We start from the raw sequence: 23,762 nt of genomic DNA, 5'->3' as shown, positions 1-23,762 counted from the left end.
GGTCCGCCTTGATTGTAAGGGCTTTGCGCCCTGCACGCCGTACACCTGACAGAGTGTTACACCTGCATAAAAAACATTCAGGCCAAGGCGCGCTGCCGAAGACAGTACCATACTGTACGGCAAGGCAGCGCAACCCCGGCATGGAGGTTTTTTACTCGGCAGCGCCCCACAGGTCGTGCGCATCGGCCGACGTGATGGTCACGTCGACGAATTGACCGACGGCCAGCTTGCGGTGCGGTTCGAACGGCGGCTTCACATACACGACGCCATCGATTTCCGGCGCATCGGCGGACGAGCGGCCCACGCCGCCGGAGCGGGTGACTTCATCGATCAGCACGCGGACGGTCTTGCCGACCTTCGCTTGCAGGCGTTTCTTGGAAATTTCTTCCTGCAGCAGCATGACGCGGCCGCGGCGCTCTTCGCGCAGCTCTTCCGGCACAGGGTTGGCGATCTCGTTGGCGGTCGCGCCTTCGACAGGCGAATAGGCGAAGCAGCCCAGACGGTCAATCTGCGCTTCCTTGAGGAAGTCCAGCAAGTATTCGAATTCCGCTTCCGTTTCACCAGGGAAACCGGCGATAAAGGTCGAGCGGATGGTCAGGTCCGGGTTGATGGCGCGCCAGGCCTGGATGCGGTCGAGGTTTTTCTCGCCGCTGGCCGGACGCTTCATGCGTTTCAAGACATCAGGATGCGCGTGCTGCATCGGGATGTCGAGGTAAGGCAGGATGTGGCCGCCGCTCATCATCGGGATGATCTGGTCCACGTGCGGGTATGGATACACATAGTGCAGGCGCACCCAGGCGCCGTAAGACTTGGCCAGTTCGCCCAGCGCTTCCGTCAGCTGCGTCATGTGGGTTTTCACGGGACGGCCATTCCAGAAGCCGGAACGGAATTTCACGTCCACGCCATACGCGGAGGTATCTTGCGAAATGACCAGCAATTCCTTGACGCCAGCCTTGAACAGGTTTTCCGCTTCGATCATCAGCTCGCCGATCGGACGCGAGACGAGGTCGCCGCGCATCGACGGGATGATGCAGAAGCTGCAGCGGTGGTTGCAGCCTTCGGAAATTTTCAGGTAGGCATAGTGCTTCGGCGTCAGCTTGACGCCTTGCGGCGGCACCAGGTCGAGGAACGGCGCATGCGGCTTCGGCAGGTGCAAGTGGACGGAATCCATTACTTCGGCCAGCGCGTGCGGGCCCGTGACGGACAGCACTTTCGGGTGCACCTTCATGATGATGTCGTCGCCGGCAGCATCTTTCTTGGCGCCCAGGCAGCCGGTAACGATGACCTTGCCGTTTTCAGCCAGCGCTTCGCCGATGGCGTCCAGCGACTCTTGCACGGCAGCATCGATAAAGCCGCAGGTATTGACGATCACCAGATCGGCGCCAGCGTAGGATTTCGCCGTTTCGTAGCCTTCGGCGCGCAGTTGGGTCAGGATTTGTTCGGAGTCGACCAGCGCTTTCGGGCAGCCGAGCGAGACAAAGCCCACTTTCGGCGCCGCACCTGGCATGGCCAGCATGGCCTCGGGCTGGGCGGAAGGAACGGGAATACGGTGAATTTCAGACATAGTTGGCAGCTAGTAAAATGGTGAGGCGAATCGGCTATTGTACCCCGAGCCGCCTCTTGCTGTCAGTGGCGGTCTGGTTTTGCTGCGGGATATGCAACGGTGGGAGCTACGGGCGACCCGCCCTGAGCATCTTCTTTCACGCATTCCATATCTGGCTGCAGCCCATACTTGACTAATGTACTTGTTATTTCATACACAGTCTCGCTATAATAAGATTTTATTGCACTGTGGAAATAAAATGTTCATCAAAAATCTCGTTGCCAACGTTTTTGCAGGAGCCGTCTCTGCGCTGATGCTCGGTGGCTGTGTCACAACGCATGTGCAGCGCCCTCTCAGCGTCGGCGTGCCCTCCGAAGGTACAGCCGTTACTGTCAGCATTACTGCCAACACTGATGAGGTGAACGGATTGGGCCAGATCACTTTGGGCCGCCTGAGTAGCGGAGACGCAGTATCCAGCCTGGTCCTGCAGCAATATATCCTGAACCAGGTTGCCAAGGATATGGCGCGCGACACGACTCTTTTCATGGGGACCCTGCCACCGGGGAAATACTACTTCAGTAAACTGGCCGACGCCGGCAAATCAAACCGCTACATCAAAATGGGCAGCGGCCTGGACTTATTTACTGTGGAGGAAGGCAAGCCGGTCGATCTGGGCCGCCTGATCGTCACTCCTCTTTATGGCGAACGTGTACTGGTCGGCCGCAGCGTGCGGGTGCGAGACAACCGCACCCTGCTCGAACGCTATTCTCCCGAGCACCTGAAGCTGTTTGCACCCGAAAAGACAGTCAGCTGGTCCGGATCGCGCAGTGATACGGATCGCGCTGAGGAAGTCGCCATGGCCCGCCCCACCGGCGCCGAATGCGTGACGGAGCTACCAGACGGCAGCGTGGCGGCCGCAACCCGTATGGGCACAGTGCTGTGGCGCAGCCCTGAGGGAACATGGAAACAACTGGCCAGCGACAAAATAGAGACGCTGAACTGCGTGCAGCCGGTGCAAATGCCGGATGCAGACTTGCTGGCCTTCGGCGAGTTCGGCACCCTGCTGCGCCATGCGCCGGGACAGAACAAGCTTGAACCGATTGACACTGGCAACCTTCCCTATGGCAATCTGGTCGGACTGGCTGGCAATATGGACGCAGGCTGGTATGTCGCCGTCCAGCGTAACAATGAAGTCACGATTTATCATTCCGCCCGTCTCGAGCGCGGCGAGTGGAATCAGGTACGCAGCGAGAAGCTGGGGAAGTGGCTCCTGAACCAGGACACCTGGTTCTGGCTGCGCGATATCGGCACAGGCTTTGCCTACACGTCGACGAAAGGAACGCTGCACCTCTACGACTACGCCAGTGGCCAGTGGTCAGAGCGGGCAATGCCCGATCGCCGTGTGGATGCGATGCGCATCAGCGGCAGCGGCATGTGGAGCCTCATAACACAAGGTTACGGGCCATTTGCGATCACCTCCAGAGATGCTTTCGTTTCAGTGAATCAAGGTCAAACCTGGCAAGAGATCACCGCTAGCCACATTCCGCTGGTTCAGCGTACCGATGGCACCCTGCTGCGTTTTGAAAGCAGTCTGATGAGCGATACGACCTTACATGCCAGTAGCGACATGGGCAAAACGTGGACACTGGTGGACGCCAAACCGAAATCACGCGAGTTGACCCCGCTTAAATCGGGTGCGATTCTGGGAAAAATAACGCGCTGGAGCGTGCCGGCGCAATTTGAAATATCGAACGACGGCGGTAAAAGCTGGACTGCCGAAAGCATGAAGTGAAAGTTCTGACCGTCAGTCGACAATGCCATGCCCACCTGATGTGAACGATGACTACCAGGCGGCATCCGTGCCGTCTGCCTGGATCAACTTGCAGAGCAGGAGCCGGATGGCGGACGCGCCTGAATATGTGGTGGAAGGCACGTCGATTGAAACCCTGATTGAGCAGATCTTTGGCAATCAGGAAGTCAGCTATATCCACGTCCACAACGCCGGACGCGGTTGCTACGCTGTCCGGGATGACCGGGCATAGGTAGCAATGGATTGCATGTGCGATTCTCAGGCTCCTGCATCGCTTATCATCAACTGCAGGCTATGAGCTTGCTCAGTCCGGTTCCAAGGCACGGCAGGAAGCAGCACCTGGGAATTCAATACGTAGCTTGGGCCAGGTACCTTGCCAATTCTTGCCACGCACGCGGCCTGCGTGGACCGATTGCTTCGCTGTCAGAAATCGCCCTGTCGGCCGGACTACCAGATCGAAAAGATCATGCAGGCCGAAAGGCGCCGCTATATCGATGTCTGCAAGGTCATTGAGTCGCACACCCACGGCAGTGGCGGTTTCCGGCCAGTATCTCATGGCATCGGAAGCGGTCAGGTAAGGCAGGTCCGCATTGCGTTCATGCATACGCGCCTGATTCTTTACCGACCAGCCCAGCGTGCCGTCCCGTGCTCTTAAACTCGACTCAAGCATGGCGTCATGCGCCTGTGTCGCCTTGCTTGGGTCGTACCAGATGACGTCGATATCGTGAGGCAGTGGCCAAGGCGAACGTTGATGCAAATGATCCCACTCACAGCATCGCACAAATCCCGCAGCAACCCAGCAATCGGGCAGATCAAGTTCCCTGACAAGACGAAGGACATGCATTTGCTCATTATCGGCTGCAATCATTGCCTGCAATTGCTCAAGCAGCGCCATAGATACTCCTCGTGAACCTGCAGTTGCATATCAAACGAACGCTGCGATGTCATCCTTGCCCGACAGCGTCTGCCCATCAAGGAAAAATGGTTGCACCATGCTCCGATCAAAACCCGGCACACCGAGGCGATATGGCGCCTGAATGCACAACGGCACAGGAACTCCTGTGCCGTTGTGCGACGTAAAAACCGGATCAGCTTATTTTTTGTCCGTCGGCGGCACCGGCGGAACAAACGGGAACGTGCCGAACAGATTCTTGCTCTGGCTCTGCATCTGCTCCTGCATCTGCACGAACAGGCTCTTGCTCTGGTCGATGTAGTTGTTCATCATGCCTTGCATCATCGGGCCCTGGACATTCATGAACTGCGTCCACATTTCCGGGCTGAATGGCTTGCCTTCGAAGCTGCCGGCCGACGTGCCCGTGAACTTGTGCTGGATGTCCGTGAACGCTTGCACGTTCTTTTCCAGGTAGGAGCCCATCATGCCCTGCATGGCGTGGCCATAGTAGCGGATGATCTGCGACAACACGCTGCTCGAGAACATGGGCGCGCCGTTCGCTTCCTCTTCCAGAATGATCTGCAGCAGGATGCTGCGCGTCAGATCTTCACTGGATTTGGCATCGACGACGGTAAATACCTCATTGTCCAACACCAGCTGCTTGACGTCCGTCAAGGTGATGTAGGAACTGGTTTGCGTGTCGTACAAACGGCGATTGGGATATTTTTTAATCAGGCGGTCTATACTTTTTTTTGCACTACTCATCACAAGTTCCACTTATTGCGCCGCAACGCATACTGAGTTGATCCGAAAAAAAAGCGAACCAGGGTCCGCTTTCGCACCTGCCTACTTTTTGCATTATAGAGTGGAAAACAACTCTATTGCACATCTGGGCCGAAGATTCCCGCATTTATTGCAACGCAACCAAAAGTAATTTCCTGACAAGACCGGAGATCACCCCGGCCCTGCCTGGCGGGAAGCTTTGTGAACTAATCCGCCCTGACTTTAACATACCGGCCCGGCGCCGCCTCGATAGGCGCATGGCGTTTATTGCCCGGCTTGCCTGGCGCCTTGACATCGGCACCGCCATGTTCGGCCAAAAACGCCGCCCACTCGGGCCACCAGCTGCCCACGTGCTCGGTGGCGCCTTCCATCCATTGCTCGGCGGTCAATGGCTTGGTTTTCGCCGTGCGCGCGGTTCTGGCCGCGTCATTGCTCCAGTAGCTGCGCTTCTTCTTCGACGCCGGGTTGATCACGCCGGCGATATGGCCCGAGGCGCCCAGGATAAAGCGGTTGGCTTTCGGCTTTTTCGGGTTCAGCAAGGCCGTGCTGGCATAGGCCGCACCCCAGGGCACGATATGGTCTTCACGCGACCCATAGATGAAAGCCGGCGCGTCAATGCTGCTCAGGTCGATCTTTTCACCGGCCACCGTCAGCTTGCCCGGCACCTTCAGGCTGTTTTCCAGGTAGGTATTGCGCAGATACCAGCAGAACATGGGGCCCGGCAAGCTGGTGCCGTCGCCGTTCCAGTACAGCAAGTCGAACGCGGGCGGCTCCTTGCCCTTCAGGTAGTTCGACTGCACGTAATTCCACACGAGATCGTTCGGCCGCAGGCTGGAGAAAGTGCTGCCCAGGTCGCGGCCCGACATCAGGCCGCCCTTGGCCAGGCTCTGTTCGCGCAGCGCCACTTGCGGCTCGTCGATGAAGACGTCGAGCGCGCCCGTGTCGCAGAAATCCAGGAAGGTCGTCAGCAGGGTCAGGCTGGCGGCCGGATTTTCGCCGCGCGCCTTGAGCACGGCCAGCGCCGTCGAGACGATGGTGCCGCCCACGCAAAAGCCGAACAGGTTCAGCTTGTCCTGGCCGGAAATATCCTGCACCGCCCGGATCGCTTCGATCACGCCTTGCTCGACGTAATCGTCCCACGTCAGGTGCTGCATGCTCATGTCCGGATTACGCCAGGACATCAGGAACACCGTATTGCCCTGCTCTACCGCATAGCGCACGAGCGAGTTTTCCGGCTGCAAGTCAAGGATATAGAATTTATTGATGCATGGCGGCACCATCAGCAGGGGCCGCTGGTGTACTGTTGCCGTCGTCGGCGTGTACTGGATGAGCTGGAACAGCGCGTTCTCGAACACCACCGTGCCCGGCGTGGTGGCCACGTTGCGGCCCACTTCGAATGCGGATTCGTCGGATTGCGAGATGCGGCCCTTCTGCATGTCGGCCAGCATGTTCGTCAAGCCCTTGGCCAGGCTCTCGCCCTTGGTCTCGATCAGGGTTTGCTGCGCATCGGGATTGGTGGCCAGGAAATTGGCGGGCGACATGGCATCGACAATTTGCTGCACGGCAAACGCAATTTTTTGCTTCTGGTGCGGCGTCGCTTCCACGGCGTCGGCCATGGCGGTGAGAAATTCCGCGTTCAGCAGATACGCAGCCGCATTGAAGGCCGACAGGGGGCTGGCGTGCCAGGCGGGCGCGGCAAAGCGGCGGTCTTTCAGCTCCGGCGTCTTGCCGGCCATGAAGTCCGTCCACAGCCCCGTCAGCTTGGCCACATAGGCGTTTTTCAGTTGCTCGATCACTTCCGGCTTGATGCTGGCACCGGCATCCTGCAAAATGCCGGCAATCGGATTGCTGGCCGGCTGCGGTACCATGTTGAACCACGTTTTCCACTGCTCAGGATTGCTGATCTGCGCCATCCATTCCTTGGTCATCATTTGAGGATCGGGCATGTTCATAGATGTATGTAAGTCCATTCAAGATTGAGGGACGCCGAACAAAACCTACTGCGCGTCGGTATAGGCGGCCTGCGATGCTCACCGTACTAGAGTACGGTTGCGCTTCTTAGCCACCTCTCCCTTCCGCTCGCTACGGTTTTGTTAGGCGCCGAAACGTAGTCGAAAAATAAATACTTTAGGATCACCTGCATGCAAACTTTTACTGACTGCCACTACCAATGATGCTCATGACCGCTGTTGCCTGGATCTATGTCGTCGGCCTCATGGCGCTGACGGAACCGTCCATCGTCGCCGGGGTGATGACCTTCTTGCTGTACTGCGTCATACCCCTGTCCATCCTATTCTATCTGACGGGCTCGCGGAGACGCAAACGCAAGGCCGAGCTAAAAGCCCGCGCACTTGCCTCAGCAGACGATAAAACAAAAACGGCAGACACATAAGTGTCTGCCGTGCAGATTATTTGCGCCAGATCAAACTGGCCTGTCGTCCCGTGACGCCATCGCGCCGATACGAGTAAAACTGCGCCGCATCGCTGACGGTGCAATATTCCCCGCCCGCCACTTGCGCCACGCCATCGCGCAGCAGCATGGTGCGCGCCAAGGCATAGATGTCGGCCAGGTATTTGCCCGGCTTGCCATCGATGGCCGCGAACGCGGCGCTCAGCACTTGCCGCTCGGCATCATCACGCGCGCCGTCGCGAAACGCTTGCAGCACGTCCTGGCCCACTTCAAATTGCCGTGGACCGATGGCCGGTCCCAGCCAGGCCAGGATAGCTGTCGCGCCCTGCGCGCGCATGGACTCCACCGTGCGCTGCAGGACGCCATTGGCCAGCCCGCGCCAGCCCGCGTGCGCCGCACCGACGACGAGTCCGTCATGCGAACAGAACAGTACCGGCAGGCAATCGGCCGTCATCACCACGCATACGGCGCCAGCTTGGGTGGCGATGCTGGCGTCGGCGTCCGGCACGCGGCCGCCCAGGCTGGCCGCATCCGCCACGGCCACGCCGTGCACCTGCGACAGCCAGGCCGGCTGCGCCGGCAGGACCTCCGCCAGCCGCGCCCGGTTGGCCAGCACGTGCGCCGTGTCATCGCCCACGTGCGTGCCCAGGTTCAAGCCACCGCCGCCCTGCCCGTCAGCATACGGCCCCTGGCTGACGCCGCCCGCGCGCACGCTCGACAGCGCGCCCACGTTGGCGGGCAAGCCGGGCCAATGGGGAATGATGCAAGGCAACGGTGACGTCATCAGACCTGTTCCGGCTCGGGAATGCCGGCCGTGGCGATCAGTTGCGCGAAGTCGTCGGCCAGCGGCACGATCCACTCGCACGCTTCCAGGGTGCCCGGATGCACGAGACCCAGGCGGCGCGCCTGCAGCGCCTGGCGGGAAAAGACGGTCACCAGGTGCTGCTTGCCATACACATGGTCACCGACCAGCGCAAAGCCCAGATGCTGCATGTGCACGCGGATCTGGTGCGTGCGGCCTGTTTCCAGGCGACATTGCATCAGGCTCACGGGACGACGGTCGAGTTCGCCGCTGCCGATCAATTCATAGTGCGTGATGGCGGGCTTGGCCGTAAAGTTTTCAGAGACGGCCATCTTGACCCTGTCGCGCGGGTGGCGCGCGATGGAGGCGTCGATGGTGCCGGCCATTTTCGGCGTGCCCCATACCAGCGCGAAATACTCGCGCTTGACGGTGCGCGCCTGCAATTGGCGCACCAGGTCCGTTTGCGAGGCCAGGGTCTTGCCAACCACCATCAGGCCGCTGGTATCCTTGTCCAGCCGGTGCACGATGCCGGCGCGCGGCACGCCGGCGAGCTGCGGGCAGTGGTGCAGCAGGCCGTTGAGCAGGGTGCCGGACCAGTTGCCTGGACCGGGATGCACGACCAGGCCGGCCGGTTTATTGATCACGATGATATGCTCATCCTCGTGCACGATGTTCAATTCCATCGCTTCCGGCTTAAAAGCCTCGTCTTCCGGCGCGCTTTGCGGCAGAATGACGATCTTTTCATCGCCATAGGCGGTCATGTTGCGTTTGGCAACTTTTCCGTCCACGGTCACGAAACCGGCTTCCAGCCACAATTGCAAGCGGCTGCGCGAGTATTGCGGCACCAGCTGGGCGATGACTTTATCGAGGCGGTGGCCGCAGGCGTCCGGCGTCAGTTCCAATGTAATCGGGGCCATCTCCTCGAAGACGTCGTCGGCGGCAAAATCGCCGTCAAACGCCTCTTCGGCAGCATGGTCAGAAAGGGAGTCAAACGCGGGGTCAGCCAAATTAGGCTTCGGAGTTAATATCACAGCATTCCCATCGGCTATAATCAGCCTATTGTAAAATCTTGGTTAAAACCTTCTTGCAAAACGTCATGCAAAAAAAATTATCGTTGGTAGTCGCTTCAGTCGTTCTGCTCGGCATGTCCGCTTGCAGCTTGTTGCCTGAAAAAGTGGATGAGACCAAAAACTGGTCCGTTACGAAATTATACTCGGAGGCGCGTGAAGAAATGGCCGGGCAGCACTATGAAGCTGCAATCGGCCTGTTCCAGAAGCTGGAGGCTAACTATCCTTTCGGCAACTATGCTCTGCAAGCGCAGATGGAGATCGCTTACGCGTATTATAAGTCGGGAGACCAGGCGCAGGCACTGGCCGCTGTCGAACGCTTCATCAAGTTGCATCCGAACCACGCCAATGTGGACTATATGTACTACTTGCGGGGCCTGATCAGCTTTAACGACCAGATCAGTTTCCTGAACTTCCTGTACGAACAAGATCCGACCGAGCGCGATCCGAAAGCCACGCGCGAAGCGTTTGCGGCCTTCAAGCAACTGGTCGACAAGTTCCCGAACAGCAAATACACGCCCGACTCGCTCGAGCGCATGAATTACCTGATCGATGCGATGGCGAAGTATGAAGTGCACGTGGCGCGCTATTACTACCGCCGCGGCGCCTACCTGGCTGCCGCCAACCGCGCGCAAACCACGGTCGGCGACTTCCGTGCCTCGCCGGCCATCGAGGAAGCGCTGTTCATCATGTACCGCTCGTACGACAAGCTGGGCTTGACCGACCTGCGCGACGACACCTTGCGCGTACTGACCAAGAACTACCCGAACACGGCATTCCTCAGCCCGGAAGGGGTGAACAAAGAACGCAGGTGGTGGAAGTTCTGGCAGTAATCTGCAATAAAAAACCGGGCTAGCCCGGTTTTTTCTTAGCCCAAAGGCAAAATCCGGGGTCGTACCCTGAGGGTACGACCCCGGCATTTGCTTTAGGGTTATTCTCCAACCTTGCGCCGGAACACCCAGCTCTTGTCGTTCGATGCTTCCGGCACATACGCGTAGCCGTCGACGTCGAACTGCTTGAGCTGCTGCGGATCGCGGATGGCGTTGACGGCCGCGTAGCGGGCCAGCATGCCGCGCGCACGCTTGGCGTAGAAGGAAATGATTTTATATTTGCCGTTCTTCCAGTCCTCGAACACGGGCGCGATGACGGGCACGTCCAGCTGGCGCGGCTTGACGGACTTGAAATATTCTTCGGAAGCAAGATTGACCAGCACCTTGGCGCCCTGCTCTTTTGCCGTACGGTTCAGGCCGTTGGTGATGGTATCGCCCCAGAACGCATATAAATCCTTGCCGCGCGGCGTAGACAGGCGCGTGCCCATTTCCAGGCGGTGCGGGTGTATCAGGTCCAGCGGGCGCAGCAAGCCGTACAATCCCGACAGGATGCGCACCTGCGACTGGGCGTAGGCCAGCTGGGCCGGCTGCAGGCTGCGCGCCTCGAAGCCGGCATACACGTCGCCATTGAAGGCCATGATGGCCTGGCGCGCATCGTCGAGTTTGGGCGTCCAGGAGGCGTAGCGGGCCACGTTGAGGGCCGACAAGGCGTCGGAAATACCCATCAGGCTGCCCACTTCGGCGGGCGAAAACTGGCGCATGCGCTCGATCAGCTGGGCGGAATGGTCGAGAAAATCGGGGGTGCTGTGCAACGAGGTTGTTGGCGGCGTCTCCAGGTCGAGACTCTTGGCGGGCGAAAGCACGATCAACATAAATTATCACTACAGAATAGAATTGCCGACATGATACCTGCTCCACAAAAACTCGTCCTCGACACCAACGTTTGCCTCGACCTCTTCGTCTTCAACGACCCGCGCTGGGCGCCCCTGCTGGCGGCCATGGAAAGCGGCGCCGTGCACGCCATCACGCGTGCGGATTGCCGCGAGGAATACCTGGTGGTGCTGCATTACAAGCATCTGCCGCTTGACGAAGCCAGCCGCGCTGTCGCCGCCGCCCGCTTCGACGCCCACATCACGGTCGTGGCGCCGCCCGTTTCCGGCGTTCGCCTGCCCGTCTGCACGGACAAGGATGACCAGAAATTCCTTGAACTGGCGCGCGACGCCAATGCCGACATCCTCATCACCAAGGACAAGGCCCTGCTGAAACTGGCGCGCAAGACGGCCAAGGCGGGCATGTTCAGGATCATGCTGCCGGAAGGCTGGGCACCAGCAGGCTGAGCCGGAACGGCCGCACCCGGAACATGGCGCGCTGCGCTAGAATAGGCAACGATCCAATTTCCGCACTGCGACCCTACCGTTCATGAACAGCCCGTCCCTGCCCCATCTGACTCCCACCCTGACCAGCCGCCTGCCTCTCGTGGGCACCACCGTGTTCACACGCATGTCCAGCCTGGCGGCCCAGCACGGCGCCGTCAACCTGGGCCAGGGTTTTCCCGACTTCGACTGCGCGCCGGCCCTGGTCGAACTGGTCGGCGAAGCCATGCGCGCCGGCCACAACCAGTATCCGATGATGACGGGTGCCGCGCCCTTGCGCGAGGCCATCGCCGCGAAGATCGCCAGCCTGTACGGCCACGGCTATGATGCCGGCACGGAAATCACCGTCACGGCCGGCGCCACGCAGGCGCTGACCACGGCGATTCTGTGCTGCGTGCATCCGGGCGACGAAGTCATCGTCATCGAACCGGCCTACGACAGCTATCTGCCCGCCATCGCGCTGGCCGGCGGCGTGCCCGTGCTCGTCTCCATGCAAGTAAGTGAGCAAGGGTACAGCGTGCCCTGGGACAAGCTGGCGGCCGCCGTCAGCCCCAAGACGCGCTTGATCATCATCAACACGCCGCACAATCCGACAGGCACCATCCTGCGCCCGGCCGACATCGCCGCGCTGGCCGACATCGTGCGCGGCACGCAAATCCTCGTGCTGTCGGACGAGGTCTACGAACACATGGTGTATGACGGCGTGCCGCACGCCTCCCTGTCGCGCAATCCTGAACTGGCGGCGCGCAGCTTCATCGTTTCCAGCTTCGGCAAGACATATCACGTGACGGGCTGGAAAGTCGGTTATGTGGCGGCACCCAAGGCCCTGACGGCGGAGTTCCGCAAGGTGCACCAGTACAACGTGTTTACCGTCAACACGCCGATGCAGCACGGCCTGGCCGGCTACATGGCCGACCCGCAACCCTACCTGGACTTGCCCGCGTTTTACCAGCGCAAGCGCGACCTGTTCCGCGACGGCCTGGCGGGCAGCCGCTTTACCCTGCTGCCAGCCGACGGCACGTATTTCCAGTGCGTGCGCTACGATGCCATTTCGCAAGAAACCGAAGCCCGCTTTGCCGAATGGCTGACGAGCGAAATCAAGGTGGCGGCCATTCCCGTCTCCGCGTTCTACGCGCAAGGCAAGGAGTCGGGCATCGTGCGCTTCTGCTTTGCCAAGAAAGACGACACCTTGCAACTGGCGCTCGAGCGCCTGCGCAGCATCTAACCTTCCTGCCCCGGCACGGAGAAACGGACTACAGCATGGCACAGCGTCGCATCGGCCCCGCCGACCTGGTTCCCGGCGAACCCCTGCCCTGGGATTTGTTTCTGGCTGATCATAGTGCCGGCCCGCAGCTGCGCAAGGGACAGATCATCACGGATGGCACGCAGCTGGGGCGGTTGATGCAGCTGGGCCTGTACGTGGGCGCGCCCGACCAGCCGTCCGTCGTGCGCCTGCTGAACGAGGCGGCGCAGCGCCTGGAGCGTTTGCTGCTGGCCTTGCGCAGCGAAAACAATGCCGAGCGCGACGTGCGCGACATCGCCCGCGAACTGCTGCGCGCGCTGGAACACGACGCCGATATCGCCCTGGCCAGCATCATGCTCAACCAGATCGCCGGCAGCTACGCCGTGCGCCACTGCATCGAAACGGCCTTGCTGGCCATGCTGGTGGGGCGCGGCATGCATAAATCCCACGATGAACTGCTGCTGATCGGCGCCGCCGCATTGACGATGAACGTGGGCATGCTGCGCCACCACGACAGTTTCCAGGACCGGCGCGGCCCTTTGAACGACGAGGAAATGCGCATCGTGCGCCAGCATCCGCAGGAAAGCGCGGAACTGCTGCGCTGCGCCGGTGTCGATGACGAGGAATGGCTCAGTTGCGTGCTGCTGCACCATGAAAACGACGATGGCAGCGGCTATCCGCAGGGGCGCACGGCCGATGAAATCCTGCAAAATGCCAAGCTGATCGGTCTGGCCGACCGCTATTGCGCCCGCGTCTCGGCGCGCAACTACCGCCGCTCCATCGTGCCCGACCAGGCGCTGCAGCACATCTTCCTCGACCAGAGCGTGCCCGTCGACCCGCTGCTGGGCGAACAATTCGTCAGCCTGCTGGGAAAATATCCGCCCGGCACCTTAGTCCGCCTGCGCAGCGGCGAACTGGGCGTCGTCACGCAGCGGGGCGCCAGCCACGTCCATCCGCTCAGCGACCCGTTGGGCGCGCCGCTGGCCGCCGCCGAGCTGGCGCAACTGCCGCCGCGCGACACGGCCGACAGCCGCTTTGCCATCGTTTCCTCGCTGCACGAAGACGATGCGGGACTGCACTTCAGCATGCGGCATGTGTGGGGCGACGAGGCGCGGCTGTAGGGCCAGTGGTGGCGACTGAAGGAATGGCAGCTTGCACCCCGAAGCGGAAGTTCAGCCACATCATATTGGCCAGTTAACGCAGGCTAGCCTTTAAGATATCGTGTCTGTATACACCGAAATAAACTTCGCTTTCGTTCATGAATGTAAATGTCTTTTCCGTTGTTTCAAGGTGTTCATTAATGACAAGAACATGTACGGCCGATCCCCGCCCTAGCCCTTCGTTCGGGCGCAAGGTAGTGACTGCTTTGAACGAGTTGACGTTAATCGATCCTCTGTCTATGACTTGTGGCTCGCTCCAGTAGTTGTTACGAAGTGCTCCGGTCATTGCACCTGTCTTTCGACTGACCGAGAACTCAGTACCAATCCAGGTTGGGCGTAGGCCGTGCACAAGTGAATCAGGCTTGCCTTCGTCGGCCGCATGTACTGCCTGTATTTTGCACCTGTAATCAGGAAGTGCTTGGGCGCTGGATGATGCGGCCGCAAGAACAAGCATCAGGACTGCCCGGCAAGATAGGAGCGAAAGATTTATTATGTTAATCATGTAATCCTAATGCCGGGACGCAGCAACTGTCACGAGAATACGCTGTGCAGGGGCCTCTCAGCTAACGAACGACTACTCTTGGCCTAGCTGTCGATTTGGCTCAAAAATTCAATGCCGCCTAAACGGTAGCCTTTTAGGATATCGAGGACTACTGTTCCGAATATCTCATGTTCAATTAAAATATTTGCCTCGAATTGCCACAAGGAACCTTGCTCGTTCGGCCTTATGCGGGAAACATAGCCCACGTAAGCCATACTTTCCCATTCTCCATCGCCGCAGGACTCCAGCACGGCAGGCAGCCACTCGAACTCAGCGGCTTGCATTTTCACTGCGTCGCTCAGCATACGGGGATGAAAGCCGGTGACGCAGCCAACCCTAATATTACTCATACAATATTCCAGATTGTGATTCAACCGCCGGCTCCTGGCGGGCAACCGCTCTTCCCGCTTGCATTCGGGATGCCATTAGCCCTATCCGGCATGACGCCAACAATCTCACTTCGCCGACGTCAAATACGACCGCAAGCCATGCGTCAGGACCAAAGGAAACACGCTCGCATGATCTTCATCCTCGAAAACGCGCAAGCGTGTTTTCAAATTCGGAAACTTGTGCGATTTTAATTTTGCGTCGAACTCGCGCAAGTCCGCCAGCATGTCGGCATCTTCTTCCGCACGCGAACGTTTCTTTCCTGGCGCCAGCTTTTCCAGGCCGCCGATGCCGAAGAAGACGGATGCGGGCAGGTCCTTGTGGCTGGCCGCATACGCCTGCTCGCGCTCGAACATGATGCCGGCGTCGTACCACAGCGACGGGCTGCCGAGGATGTAGTGTTCGAAGGTGCGCGGCGCCGTCAGCAGGAATTGCAAGCCCAGCAGGCTGCCGTAGGAATGGCCAATAAACACCTTGCGCAGCATGTTGACGCGGTAGTGGCTGGCGATGAAGGGAAACACTTCCTCCGATAGGAACTTGCCATAAGCAGCCGCTTCGCCAAACGCCGGCTGACGGCCCGGCATGTCCGAGCGGTAGTCATGCTTGCGAGGCGTGGTTGGCGTGTAATCGCGGCGCCGGCTGTACACGCCGCCGTCGCCGTTGGCATACGACAGGCCAACGACCACCACCTCTTCCATGCCCGCATGCTTGTTCAGGCGCTGGGCGATGTTGCGCACGATGGGAAAGCCATAGTTGGCATCGACGACGAACAGCACCGGATAGCGCTTGCTGCCTTGCTGATAGGAATCGGGCAAGGCGACATACAGCTGATAGTCGCGCTTCAGGGCTTGCGCACGGATGTCGCGCACTTCGGTATGCTCAAGCACGTAGCTGGCAGGCACGCTGGCAGGCGCAGCCAGCGCGCTGTTGCACAGGCAGCACAAGGCGACGAGCAGGCTGAGGGGTTTCAAAGGGCTATCCTTCCTTGATGCAGCGGGCTGGCGACAGCCGCATGAATGTCGCAGGAAATTCCTGTGTGATGCCGGCAGCAATGTCGTCAAAACTCGTCAGGCATGAGCAAATCCTGCGGTAACGACACAGGCACGGACGCCAGCAGCGCTGGCGGGATATATTGCGCCGCTTGCCGCTCGTCTTCCGCCAGGCATGGATAGTTGACGATGAAATGCGCGACATGGCTCAGATACTGTTCGACCAGCCTGCGATACGGCACACTGACACGCTCCGCATCCACCTCCTGCAGCGCTGCATAGGCGCGCTGCAGGAAAATCGGGATTACGTAATAGTTCTTGCTCAGAAAAAGCCCCGTCACCTGGTTGACATAACACACTAGGGCATACGTCGGGCTGGCCATGCGATAGCACTGATCCGGACAAAGGCGCGGCGAGTTGATATGTTCCTGGAAGCTCTTGATTTCCCGTCTGGCCTCTTTCGCCCCTTCACGTTCATTGCGCATGGCGCTTCCTTTCAAGTTTGCTTACGAGCGAGGTCTGCCACATGCAGGGGATCGAACGCGATCAGGTCGCCATAGCTGGCTGCCGCATGTCGCGGATGGTTTTCAATGGTGCCGGAATAACAGCCTTCCTCCTCATCGATACCGGTCACTTGTACCCACACTCTTTCGCACTGGCCGTCGCCGCGCGCAGCATCTTCGGCGGCGAAGCGAAAGACAAGTTTCACGAGCGCGCCGATGGCCAGCGTATCCCGTACATCGGCAGGCGGTGGCTGGATATCCGTCAAATACTGGGCAAGCCAGATGGCGTCTTCGAGATAATAGCCCTGCTCCGAAAACGAGGGAAATGGGTGGTCCTTGCTTCGCACCCAGTATCCCGCGCCAGCACTCCATTGCGCGCTCCAGCCACAGGGCAAGTCATGCAGGTCTGCGAGCAAGTCATTCGTGCCTATCATGTATGCGAGACTGACGACCTTGACGGAACTCGATGCCGTTGCGCCTGACGGGACGTGAAATTGCCAATCCCCTTCGTAATCATGGTACACATGCAGGACGGGAGCACCGCTCAATACCTCCGTGGTCGTGAAGCAAGCAGTATTGGGGGCGTCGTGGAATTTCCAAGCAGTAGTCATCTTGTTTACGGAGTCGCCCGTTTGAGTCATGCGTTTCATTCATGTCGTACAGTTCCCTCTCCCGACAGCTGCGATATCGCTTGCTGTGGAGGAAAACGCTACTTCGCCATCGCCGCCGTCAACTGCACCAGCTTGCGCTCAACAAATGCCTGCAATTGCGGCGACAGGGTTTGCAAGCCCTTGGCCCGCTCGAACGCCTGGCGCGCCTGGGCCGGGTGGTTGTCGGCTTGCAAGGCGATGCCCAGGCCCATCCACCAGACGCTGTTGTCGGGCGCCATCTGCAGGGCAAGCTGGTATTGTTCCGCCGCTTCGCGGTAGCGCTGTTCGCGCTGCAGCACGCCGGCCAGGAAGGCGCGGTAGTCGCCATTGTCGGCGGCGTACGGCAGGCTGCGCATCAGGGTGTCGAGGGCGGCCGGGCCACCGCTGGGCTTGTCCAGCTGCAAGCGGGCCAGCATCATGGCCTGGGCCGGCTGTTTCGGGTCAAGTGCCAGGCTCAGCTGCAACTGGCGTGCCGCGTCGTCGGGGCGCTGCGCTTCGAGCAGCAGGCGCACGAGGGTTTCGCGCGCGCCCTGGTGGCGCGGATCGAGCTGCAAGGTCTGCTGCAAGCCGGCCAGCGCCTCGGATACGCGGCCATCCTGCAATTGGCCCAGCGCGCGCCGGTATTCATTCTCCACGCGCTGCTGCGGCGTGACTTGCTTGCCATCGACGCCGCGCTCGCTGGCGGCGGGCGCCGCCGTCCTGACGGCCGCCCTGGACACAGGCGCGACGGCAGGCTTGGGCGGTTTTTCAGTGATGCGGCGCAGCTCAGCGGCGCGCACCCTGGCTGGCGCCGCTGTCTCCTCGGCCTGGAACACCGGTTCGGGCGCCGCCGCTGCCACGGCGGCCGCGACAGGAACGGAAACAGGAACAGGACCAGGAACATTAGCAGGCACAGCCGCAACCACTGGCGCCGGTGGCGCAGCAGCAATGGCAGCAGGCGCCACCGGCGTGCCGGCCACATTGACCAGCACGGGCGGCACGGATGGACGCTTCCAGTACACCCAGCCCAAAGCGATGGCGGCGGCCGTCAGGCCGGCCGCGCCGCCGAAGACCAGCGCGCGCGACACGCCGCGCTCGCGCTCGGGCACGGCGCGGATGCCGCCCGCGTCGGCGCGGCCTTCCGGGGTGCCGCGGGCATCGAGGTCTTGCAACATCTTGTTAATCAGGCTCATCTACAGGCTCATCATTCGTCATCGGTTCAGTAAAGTCCAGCTCACGGCACTGGCGGCGGCCAGCACGCCGGCGCCGGCCAGCCATGGCCAGGGCCGCCGCCAGGGAGCTTGCCAGAAGCGCGGCTTGCTGGCCAGCGTATCGCTGGCCGCCAGCGCCACGTGGCGCCCGCTGACCTGCTGCCGTCCTTCGCCATACGCCACCATCAGCGCCTTGTGCGCCATGATGTTGATCAGGCGTGGAATGCCGCCGGAAGCCTGGTACAGCTTGCGCACGCCGCCCCGGCTGAACAGGCGCGCGCCGTCGAAACCGGCCACGCGCAGGCGGTGCGCCACATAAAAGTCCACGTCGTCGCGCGACAAGGGTCCCAGGTGGTAGTGAAAGGTGATGCGCTGCGCCAACTGGCGGATTTCCGGCAGCGCCAGTTTCACGTCCAGTTCCGGCTGGCCAAACAGCACGATCTGCAGCAGCTTGCGCTTTTCCGTTTCCAGGTTGGTCAGCAGGCGCAGCGCTTCGAGGCTGTCGACGGGAATCGCCTGCGCCTCATCCAGGCACAGCAGCACGCGCTTGCCTTGCGCCGCCAGGTTCAGCAGGCGCAGGTTGATGGCGTGCAGCAGCTGATGCTGCTCAATATCCTTTTCCAGCAAGACATCGAGGTCCTCGGCCAGCGCCAGGATAAGCGAGCGCGGCGGCAAGTTCGGATTCGGGATGTAGGCGGTGACGAAATCCGGCCCCAAGGACTGCATGAACTTGCGGCACAAAAAGGTTTTCCCGGTACCCACTTCGCCAGTGATCTTGATGAAGCCCTCGCCATTGCGCGCCGCCACCAGCAGGGTGTTGAGCGCCTTTTGCGATTGCGGGCCATTGAAAAAGAAACTGGTATCGGGCGTGAGGCCGAACGGCGCCTCGCGCAAGCCGAAATGGGCCTGGTACATTTAGCGCCGCCCCCCGAGGCTGCGCGGATCGAGCGACTCGATGCGCTTGCCCGATTCAAGCAAATCCTCGTTCCAGCTGTTGGCGCCATCGACGATGGTCGGCTTGATCAGCACCACCAGTTCGCGCTTCTGTATCACCTGCCCCGTATTGCGGAACAGCGCGCCCAGCACGGGAATATCGCCCGCGCCCGGCACTTGCGAGCGGTCCGACGTCGTCGCCTGGCGCATCAGGCCGCCGATGGCGACGATGCGGCCATCCTGGCTGCGCACCATGCTGTCCATCTCGGACGTGCTGGAGGCGGCCAGCGGCAGTTTCAGCGAACCTGCGCTGCCCAGGTCGACTTCCTTGTTGACAGTGGTGACCTGGCTGACGGACGGGTGCACGTGCAGGATGATGTTGCCGTCCGCATCGATCTGCGGCGTCACGTCCAGCACCACGCCGGAAAAGAACGGCTGCAAGGTCACGTTGGGGCTGGTGGTCGCGCCGCTGGCCGTGGTGTTGGTGGTGGTCGACACGCCCGTCACGTAAAACTCGTCCGTGCCGATCTTCAGCACGGCCTTCTGGTTGTTCATGGTGGCGATGCGCGGGCTCGACAGCACGTGCACGGTGCCTTGCGATTCCAGGAAAGAAATCATGGCGGCGAAGTTGGCCGTCTGGAAGGCCAGGCCGAACATGGAGCCGGCCGAGGTGGCCGCCGAGCTCAGGCCAAAGCCGCTGCTGGCCGTCAGGCCGCTGCCATTGGTCATGTTGGGCGGCTGGCCGCCGTTGAACGGCAACGGCGCCAGGGTGCCGCCCGGCTGGATGAAGCCGGTCGAGATGCGGTTCGTGTGGCCGCTCTTGATGGAGGCGAACGAGGCCCAGTTGATGCCCGTCTGGAAATCGCTGTTGAGCTGCACTTCGAGGATTTTCGCTTCCAGGATCACCTGGCGGTCGACGGACAATTGCGTGGCCTTCAAATACATGTCGACATTGCGCAGTTCTTCCGGCATGGCGCGGATGACGATCACGCCCGATTGCGGGCTGAGCACCACTTGCCGCCCCCCTTCCGTGCTGCCGACGATGGCTTCCAGCGACAGCTTCAGTTCGCGCCAGAAATCCGCATTCGAGGTGGTCGTCAGGTTGCTGCTGTCTTCGCCTGGCACCAGGCCGCCCGGCGTTTGCGGGCCATTGTTGCCGCCGTTGTTGCCGCTGCTGCCATTCGTTCCCGTACCGCCCGCGCTGGTGGCGCCCACCGACGACACAGACGTCGACGACACGCGCAGGTTCGAGCTGCCCTTGCGCGCGCCCGTCAGGTAATTCACGTGGAACAGCCGTGTCTGCATGGTCAGCGGCTTGATGTAGATCTGCGTGCCCTCGACCTTGTAATCGTAGCCATACAGTTCGCGCACGGCGTCGAGCGCCTGGAACAGGGTCACGTCCTTCAGATTGGCGGAAATCGTGCCGCCGATGTCGGGATGGACCAGCATGTTGTAGCGCGTGCCGGCCACGATGGAGGTGAAGAACTGGCGCGCCGGCACATTGTTGAAAGCCACGTTGAAGCGCTCGTCGAGCGCGGCGCGGGCCTTCGGCAATTGCTGCGCCAGGGCCGCCACGGGCGGCAGCAGCGCCGCTTCCACGGCATCGGGCTGGGCCGCTGGCGTGGTGGTGGCCGCCGCGCCCTTGACGGCGTCGGTGATCGCATTATAGGTATCGCGTTTGACGGGCGCGACATTGCAGCCTACCAGGCCCAGGCTGACGCCGATGACGGCCGCCATCGTGCTGATCTTGAACATGCTCGCCTTGTGTTGATTGAGTTGCATAGCCACTTCTTCTACTCCTGCTTGCGGTCGGTCTGATTATTGAGCTTGCTGCTCGGGTAGAGCGTGAAGGTTTCCTGGGACTTGCCGCGCCGCAGCAGCACGGCCGTGTCGCGGATTTCCGTCACCACGGCGCCGCCCACCTTGCTGCCCACGCGCACCACCTGGCCATCGATGACGGCCACGCGGCGTCCGCCGGGCTTGTTGGAGATAAGCACCGATTGCAGCTGCGGCCGCGACGGCGCGGCAGGCGCCGCATCGGCGGGCGCCCACAGGGCCGCCGGCGGGCGCGTCGGATCGGGCAGCGCCTGCGCCTGCGCAGCGGGGCTGGCGCAGGCCATTGCCAGCATCAGCGCCGGCGCCCAGCGGCGCAGCGAACGGCGCGACAAACGGCGGGTGGTCAGAGTGCGATCCATGTGTCGTCCATGCTGAGGGTGTATAAGGTCAGGGTCAGGGTCGCGCCAGGATAAGTCTCCGCCGCCAGCTGCGCCTTGCCCCAGAAAACGCGGGTCGGCATCGCCTGCAGCGCCTGCATGTATTGCACCATGTCCGCGTAACTGCCCTGCAGCACCACTTCCACGCCATGCCGGTGCAGCACGGCCTTGGGTGCGGGAATGGCGGATGCGGGCGCTGCGGCGGGCTTGGCGCCAGGCGCGGCCGCGGCGGCAGGCGCGGCCGCGGCGGCAGGCGCAGGCGGCTGGGCATCGCCCACCGTGGTGGCTGGCAAGGTTTTCAAGGAAATCACACGCAGGCGCGCATGCTGGCCCAGCAATTGTTCCAGCAGCGCGACCATGCGTTCGGGCGCCACCAGGCCATGCTGCTGCTGGCGCAGCGCGCCCGTCAGGCTGGCCGTTTCCGCCAGCAGCGATGCCAGGCGGGCCCGCGCATCCTGGTCGGGGTCCGTGCTGTGCGCCAGCATGGTCAGTTCGATGACCTTGTCGACGGCAATCAATTCCGTCTGCTTTTGCGCAATGCTGGCCTCAAGCCGCGCCTGCTTGGCGGACTGCGGCGTGAACAGCATGAAATAGAACAGGAAGACGACGGCGGCCACGCTGGCGCCAAATACCATTACCCGTTCGCGCAGGCTCAGCGCATCGAAGGCGGCGGCCCATTTTTTCAGCAATGGCAGCATCAGCGCGTCCCTCCCGCTTGCGCGGCCGATGCCGGCGTGGCTGCTGACTGCAGGCTGAACGCCACGTAGGGTACCGTCGGTGCCGCCGGCGCCTTGGCGTCCGCCACGGCGGGCTGCTCCGGCAGGCCGATGTCGAGGCTGGAAAAAGTCTTGCCCTTCAACACTTCCTGCTGGCCCAGCCGCTTGATGTAGGCTGGCAATAGCGACGCTTGCAAGGCGCGGCCCTGCAAACCGATGGCATTGCCGGCGCCGCTGATGCTCACGCCCGTCAGCCACACGCCTTCCACCCGGGCTTGCGACAGCGCGCGGAAATAGCCGGCATAGCCTTGCGTATTACCCAGCTCGCCACTGGCCAGCACGGCCGAGGCATCCTGCAGCAACTGGCGCTGCGCTTCGGCAGCGGCCACTTCCTGTTCCAGCGCAGGATCTTTCTTGCGCGGCGGGAAATCACGCATGGTCTTGTCGCGCCTGGCTTCGCCTTGCGCCAGGGCCGCCTGCATGCCCGCTTCCCGCGCTTCCAGCGCCGCCACCTTGCGCTGGCCCGCGATGCTCAAGGCCAGCAGCACCAGCACCAGCACGCCCAGGGCCTGGCTGGCCGTGCGCGCCGTGACATATTCTTTCTTTCGTTCAAACCTGGGATTGAAGAGATTGATCTGCTGGCTCATGCGCCCTTCCCTTCCGCCTTGGCCGCCTGGCGGCCGTCCGTTGCGCCCTGCTCGCGCAAGGCGGCGCCCAGCGCGAGGAAGTAGCGCACCTGCATGGCGCCTTCGCGCAAGGCCGCCACCTGGCTCAGATCGAGCACCGTGGCCAGGTCCAGCTGTTCCACCGGCATGTACAGATTGTCGGCCAGATAAGCGTGCAAGCCATCGCCGCCGCCCGTCATCAGCATCAGGCGCGCCAGCGAAATGAAATGGAACTGGCGCTCGAAATGGTCGAAGGTGCGCTGCAGTTCCAGGGTGACGCGGTCATGGTACTGGCTGGCGTCTGCCGACTGCAGCTGCACCAGCGTGACGTCAATGCGGCGCGCCTGGTACAGCTCGCCATTGAAGCTCATGGTCAGCAAGCCGCCATCGCCATCGAAGGACAGCACGGCAATGCCGCGCCCCGGGGTTTCCAGCAAGGTGGCGATATTGCGCTGCGCCATCTCCGGTATGTCGATCACGGACAGGCCGATCTTGCATTCCGTGTACAGCGCCTGGCGCGCGGACACGGCACTGTTGCGCGCAGCCACGGCAAACACGCTGCTGCCGCGCTGGGTGCCGTTGGGGTCGCCGGGAATGTCGAAGACATCGATGGTGGCGTCGGCCAGGGGAAAGTCCAGCATATCCTTCAGGCGCCAGCCGACGGCCGTTTTGAGTTCCTCGCGCGGCACGGCGGGCGCTTCCAGCGACAGCAGCTGGTACTCGCCGCCCGCCAGCACGGTGGTGCAGTGGCGCGATGCGGCCTGCAATTCCTTGCCCAGTTTTTCCAGCGCCTCGGCCGGCGCGGGCCGCGTGGCGGCCTGGAAGCTGGCGCCCAGCACGCGCGGCATGCCGCCGGCGGGACGTTCGACCACGACGGCGCTGATGCCGTCACGGCCAAACGCCGTGGCCAGCCAGCCATCGTACTTCTTTGCTTTTGCGAATAAACCCATGCGTACGATCCAGTGTAAGTGCCTGCCCGATCTTGTCGCGCAGATAATGCATCAAACCAATTTTAATTCATGAAGCCAACTTTATTGTGCAAAAACAATAAATTAGCGATCT

General features: G+C 61.4%; 26 protein-coding genes. 7 read left to right on the top strand and 19 right to left on the bottom strand.

Features of this window, described 5'->3' with window-relative positions:
- Positions 1-151: 151 nt before the first annotated feature.
- Positions 152-1,507: a 30S ribosomal protein S12 methylthiotransferase RimO gene (gene rimO / locus ACQ4WR_RS26110; RefSeq protein WP_180979539.1), complete on the bottom strand. Its 1,356-nt coding sequence runs from the start codon at positions 1,505-1,507 to the stop codon at positions 152-154.
- 295 nt (positions 1,508-1,802) lie between these two features.
- Between rimO and ACQ4WR_RS26105 the strand changes: the two genes are divergently transcribed.
- Entirely contained in the window at positions 1,803-3,335 is a 1,533-nt protein-coding gene (locus ACQ4WR_RS26105) for a beta propeller repeat protein (protein ID WP_436490855.1), read from the top strand.
- Positions 3,336-3,375: 40 nt separating this feature from the next.
- Entirely contained in the window at positions 3,376-3,585 is a 210-nt protein-coding gene (locus tag ACQ4WR_RS26100; protein WP_436490853.1) for a DUF1203 domain-containing protein, read from the top strand.
- A 72-nt stretch (positions 3,586-3,657) separates the two neighbouring features.
- Here ACQ4WR_RS26100 and ACQ4WR_RS26095 read toward each other — a convergent pair whose 3' ends face one another.
- The 3 genes from ACQ4WR_RS26095 to phaC form a co-directional block, all read right to left on the bottom strand.
- Entirely contained in the window at positions 3,658-4,248 is a 591-nt protein-coding gene (locus tag ACQ4WR_RS26095; protein WP_436490851.1) for a nucleotidyltransferase family protein, read from the bottom strand.
- 198 nt (positions 4,249-4,446) lie between these two features.
- The gene (phaR, locus tag ACQ4WR_RS26090; protein WP_071076767.1) at positions 4,447-5,010 is read right to left on the bottom strand and encodes a polyhydroxyalkanoate synthesis repressor PhaR; all 564 of its coding nucleotides are present in this window, start codon (positions 5,008-5,010) and stop codon (positions 4,447-4,449) included.
- A 224-nt stretch (positions 5,011-5,234) separates the two neighbouring features.
- A complete protein-coding gene (gene phaC, locus ACQ4WR_RS26085) occupies positions 5,235-6,980 on the bottom strand; it encodes a class I poly(R)-hydroxyalkanoic acid synthase (RefSeq protein WP_436490849.1) in 1,746 nt (581 codons plus the stop codon).
- A gap of 227 nt (positions 6,981-7,207) precedes the next feature.
- Between phaC and ACQ4WR_RS26080 the strand changes: the two genes are divergently transcribed.
- Positions 7,208-7,420 carry a hypothetical protein gene (locus ACQ4WR_RS26080; RefSeq protein WP_369681737.1) on the top strand — a complete coding sequence of 71 codons (213 nt, stop codon included), beginning with the start codon at positions 7,208-7,210 and terminating at the stop codon, positions 7,418-7,420.
- 16 nt (positions 7,421-7,436) lie between these two features.
- On the opposite strand, the gene pgeF is transcribed toward ACQ4WR_RS26080, so the two are convergent.
- Both pgeF and ACQ4WR_RS26070 read right to left on the bottom strand, forming a co-directional pair.
- Positions 7,437-8,222, bottom strand: a complete 786-nt coding sequence (pgeF, locus tag ACQ4WR_RS26075; RefSeq protein ID WP_436490846.1) for a peptidoglycan editing factor PgeF — start codon at positions 8,220-8,222, stop codon at positions 7,437-7,439.
- Positions 8,222-9,247 carry an RluA family pseudouridine synthase gene (locus ACQ4WR_RS26070; protein WP_102297629.1) on the bottom strand — a complete coding sequence of 342 codons (1,026 nt, stop codon included), beginning with the start codon at positions 9,245-9,247 and terminating at the stop codon, positions 8,222-8,224. Before ACQ4WR_RS26070 ends, pgeF begins: the two co-directional genes overlap by 1 nt.
- Positions 9,248-9,336: 89 nt before the next feature.
- Here ACQ4WR_RS26070 and ACQ4WR_RS26065 point away from each other — a divergent pair, with 89 nt between their 5' ends.
- Positions 9,337-10,140, top strand: a complete 804-nt coding sequence (locus ACQ4WR_RS26065) for an outer membrane protein assembly factor BamD (protein ID WP_436490844.1) — start codon at positions 9,337-9,339, stop codon at positions 10,138-10,140.
- A 98-nt stretch (positions 10,141-10,238) separates the two neighbouring features.
- Here ACQ4WR_RS26065 and yaaA read toward each other — a convergent pair whose 3' ends face one another.
- Complete coding sequence (yaaA, locus tag ACQ4WR_RS26060; protein ID WP_436490843.1) at positions 10,239-11,009, bottom strand: peroxide stress protein YaaA; 771 nt, start codon at positions 11,007-11,009, stop codon at positions 10,239-10,241.
- 30 nt (positions 11,010-11,039) lie between these two features.
- Here yaaA and ACQ4WR_RS26055 point away from each other — a divergent pair, with 30 nt between their 5' ends.
- The 3 genes from ACQ4WR_RS26055 to ACQ4WR_RS26045 all read left to right on the top strand — a co-directional run bounded on the left by ACQ4WR_RS26055 (position 11,040) and on the right by ACQ4WR_RS26045 (position 13,874).
- The gene (locus ACQ4WR_RS26055) at positions 11,040-11,474 is read left to right on the top strand and encodes a putative toxin-antitoxin system toxin component, PIN family (RefSeq protein ID WP_102297623.1); all 435 of its coding nucleotides are present in this window, start codon (positions 11,040-11,042) and stop codon (positions 11,472-11,474) included.
- An 82-nt stretch (positions 11,475-11,556) separates the two neighbouring features.
- Complete coding sequence (locus tag ACQ4WR_RS26050; RefSeq protein ID WP_102297620.1) at positions 11,557-12,735, top strand: pyridoxal phosphate-dependent aminotransferase; 1,179 nt, start codon at positions 11,557-11,559, stop codon at positions 12,733-12,735.
- A gap of 35 nt (positions 12,736-12,770) precedes the next feature.
- Entirely contained in the window at positions 12,771-13,874 is a 1,104-nt protein-coding gene (locus tag ACQ4WR_RS26045) for an HD-GYP domain-containing protein (RefSeq protein WP_436490840.1), read from the top strand.
- Between the two features lie 73 nt (positions 13,875-13,947).
- Here ACQ4WR_RS26045 and ACQ4WR_RS26040 read toward each other — a convergent pair whose 3' ends face one another.
- The 12 genes from ACQ4WR_RS26040 to ACQ4WR_RS25985 form a co-directional block, all read right to left on the bottom strand.
- On the bottom strand, positions 13,948-14,415 hold the full coding sequence (locus ACQ4WR_RS26040; RefSeq protein WP_436490838.1) for a hypothetical protein: 468 nt from the start codon (positions 14,413-14,415) through the stop codon (positions 13,948-13,950).
- A gap of 83 nt (positions 14,416-14,498) precedes the next feature.
- Positions 14,499-14,804 (bottom strand): hypothetical protein, encoded by a 306-nt coding sequence (locus ACQ4WR_RS26035; RefSeq protein ID WP_436490836.1) that lies wholly within the window; start codon positions 14,802-14,804, stop codon positions 14,499-14,501.
- A gap of 105 nt (positions 14,805-14,909) precedes the next feature.
- Positions 14,910-15,812, bottom strand: coding sequence for an alpha/beta hydrolase (locus tag ACQ4WR_RS26030; protein ID WP_436490834.1), 903 nt, complete (start codon positions 15,810-15,812; stop codon positions 14,910-14,912).
- 86 nt (positions 15,813-15,898) lie between these two features.
- Positions 15,899-16,315 (bottom strand): hypothetical protein, encoded by a 417-nt coding sequence (locus tag ACQ4WR_RS26025; protein WP_436490832.1) that lies wholly within the window; start codon positions 16,313-16,315, stop codon positions 15,899-15,901.
- Between the two features lie 11 nt (positions 16,316-16,326).
- The gene (locus ACQ4WR_RS26020) at positions 16,327-16,983 is read right to left on the bottom strand and encodes a hypothetical protein (RefSeq protein WP_436490830.1); all 657 of its coding nucleotides are present in this window, start codon (positions 16,981-16,983) and stop codon (positions 16,327-16,329) included.
- A 59-nt stretch (positions 16,984-17,042) separates the two neighbouring features.
- Complete coding sequence (locus ACQ4WR_RS26015) at positions 17,043-18,155, bottom strand: tetratricopeptide repeat protein (RefSeq protein WP_436490828.1); 1,113 nt, start codon at positions 18,153-18,155, stop codon at positions 17,043-17,045.
- 18 nt (positions 18,156-18,173) lie between these two features.
- On the bottom strand, positions 18,174-19,088 hold the full coding sequence (locus tag ACQ4WR_RS26010) for an ExeA family protein (RefSeq protein WP_436490826.1): 915 nt from the start codon (positions 19,086-19,088) through the stop codon (positions 18,174-18,176).
- Positions 19,089-20,888 carry a pilus (MSHA type) biogenesis protein MshL gene (mshL, locus tag ACQ4WR_RS26005; protein WP_258003219.1) on the bottom strand — a complete coding sequence of 600 codons (1,800 nt, stop codon included), beginning with the start codon at positions 20,886-20,888 and terminating at the stop codon, positions 19,089-19,091.
- Between the two features lie 11 nt (positions 20,889-20,899).
- Positions 20,900-21,301, bottom strand: a complete 402-nt coding sequence (locus tag ACQ4WR_RS26000) for an MSHA biogenesis protein MshK (RefSeq protein WP_436490825.1) — start codon at positions 21,299-21,301, stop codon at positions 20,900-20,902.
- The gene (locus ACQ4WR_RS25995) at positions 21,286-22,017 is read right to left on the bottom strand and encodes a type II secretion system protein M (RefSeq protein WP_436490823.1); all 732 of its coding nucleotides are present in this window, start codon (positions 22,015-22,017) and stop codon (positions 21,286-21,288) included. The genes ACQ4WR_RS26000 and ACQ4WR_RS25995 overlap by 16 nt, the downstream gene beginning before the upstream one ends.
- The gene (locus ACQ4WR_RS25990; protein WP_102299047.1) at positions 22,017-22,682 is read right to left on the bottom strand and encodes a PilN domain-containing protein; all 666 of its coding nucleotides are present in this window, start codon (positions 22,680-22,682) and stop codon (positions 22,017-22,019) included. Before ACQ4WR_RS25990 ends, ACQ4WR_RS25995 begins: the two co-directional genes overlap by 1 nt.
- Complete coding sequence (locus tag ACQ4WR_RS25985) at positions 22,679-23,650, bottom strand: agglutinin biogenesis protein MshI (RefSeq protein ID WP_436490820.1); 972 nt, start codon at positions 23,648-23,650, stop codon at positions 22,679-22,681. The genes ACQ4WR_RS25990 and ACQ4WR_RS25985 overlap by 4 nt, the downstream gene beginning before the upstream one ends.
- Between the last annotated feature and the right edge of the window lie 112 nt (positions 23,651-23,762).

It is taken from the genome of Janthinobacterium amylolyticum (assembly GCF_051380655.1).
Taxonomy (GTDB): domain Bacteria; phylum Pseudomonadota; class Gammaproteobacteria; order Burkholderiales; family Burkholderiaceae_D; genus Janthinobacterium.
Note: the sequence above shows the minus strand (reverse complement) of the source record. Positions and strands in the feature narration are given on the sequence as shown.

Coding starts and splice junctions, on each gene's coding strand:
- rimO (WP_180979539.1), bottom strand. CDS start 1,507: ATGCCAGGTGCGGCGCCGAAAGTGGGCTTTGTCTCGCTCGGCTGCCCG.
- ACQ4WR_RS26105 (WP_436490855.1), top strand. CDS start 1,803: ATGTTCATCAAAAATCTCGTTGCCAACGTTTTTGCAGGAGCCGTCTCT.
- ACQ4WR_RS26095 (WP_436490851.1), bottom strand. CDS start 4,248: ATGGCGCTGCTTGAGCAATTGCAGGCAATGATTGCAGCCGATAATGAG.
- phaR (WP_071076767.1), bottom strand. CDS start 5,010: ATGAGTAGTGCAAAAAAAAGTATAGACCGCCTGATTAAAAAATATCCC.
- phaC (WP_436490849.1), bottom strand. CDS start 6,980: ATGAACATGCCCGATCCTCAAATGATGACCAAGGAATGGATGGCGCAG.
- ACQ4WR_RS26080 (WP_369681737.1), top strand. CDS start 7,208: ATGACCGCTGTTGCCTGGATCTATGTCGTCGGCCTCATGGCGCTGACG.
- pgeF (WP_436490846.1), bottom strand. CDS start 8,222: ATGACGTCACCGTTGCCTTGCATCATTCCCCATTGGCCCGGCTTGCCC.
- ACQ4WR_RS26065 (WP_436490844.1), top strand. CDS start 9,337: ATGCAAAAAAAATTATCGTTGGTAGTCGCTTCAGTCGTTCTGCTCGGC.
- yaaA (WP_436490843.1), bottom strand. CDS start 11,009: ATGTTGATCGTGCTTTCGCCCGCCAAGAGTCTCGACCTGGAGACGCCG.
- ACQ4WR_RS26055 (WP_102297623.1), top strand. CDS start 11,040: ATGATACCTGCTCCACAAAAACTCGTCCTCGACACCAACGTTTGCCTC.
- ACQ4WR_RS26050 (WP_102297620.1), top strand. CDS start 11,557: ATGAACAGCCCGTCCCTGCCCCATCTGACTCCCACCCTGACCAGCCGC.
- ACQ4WR_RS26045 (WP_436490840.1), top strand. CDS start 12,771: ATGGCACAGCGTCGCATCGGCCCCGCCGACCTGGTTCCCGGCGAACCC.
- ACQ4WR_RS26040 (WP_436490838.1), bottom strand. CDS start 14,415: ATGATTAACATAATAAATCTTTCGCTCCTATCTTGCCGGGCAGTCCTG.
- ACQ4WR_RS26035 (WP_436490836.1), bottom strand. CDS start 14,804: ATGAGTAATATTAGGGTTGGCTGCGTCACCGGCTTTCATCCCCGTATG.
- ACQ4WR_RS26025 (WP_436490832.1), bottom strand. CDS start 16,315: ATGCGCAATGAACGTGAAGGGGCGAAAGAGGCCAGACGGGAAATCAAG.
- ACQ4WR_RS26020 (WP_436490830.1), bottom strand. CDS start 16,983: ATGAAACGCATGACTCAAACGGGCGACTCCGTAAACAAGATGACTACT.
- ACQ4WR_RS26015 (WP_436490828.1), bottom strand. CDS start 18,155: ATGAGCCTGATTAACAAGATGTTGCAAGACCTCGATGCCCGCGGCACC.
- ACQ4WR_RS26010 (WP_436490826.1), bottom strand. CDS start 19,088: ATGTACCAGGCCCATTTCGGCTTGCGCGAGGCGCCGTTCGGCCTCACG.
- mshL (WP_258003219.1), bottom strand. CDS start 20,888: ATGCAACTCAATCAACACAAGGCGAGCATGTTCAAGATCAGCACGATG.
- ACQ4WR_RS26000 (WP_436490825.1), bottom strand. CDS start 21,301: ATGGATCGCACTCTGACCACCCGCCGTTTGTCGCGCCGTTCGCTGCGC.
- ACQ4WR_RS25995 (WP_436490823.1), bottom strand. CDS start 22,017: ATGCTGCCATTGCTGAAAAAATGGGCCGCCGCCTTCGATGCGCTGAGC.
- ACQ4WR_RS25990 (WP_102299047.1), bottom strand. CDS start 22,682: ATGAGCCAGCAGATCAATCTCTTCAATCCCAGGTTTGAACGAAAGAAA.
- ACQ4WR_RS25985 (WP_436490820.1), bottom strand. CDS start 23,650: ATGGGTTTATTCGCAAAAGCAAAGAAGTACGATGGCTGGCTGGCCACG.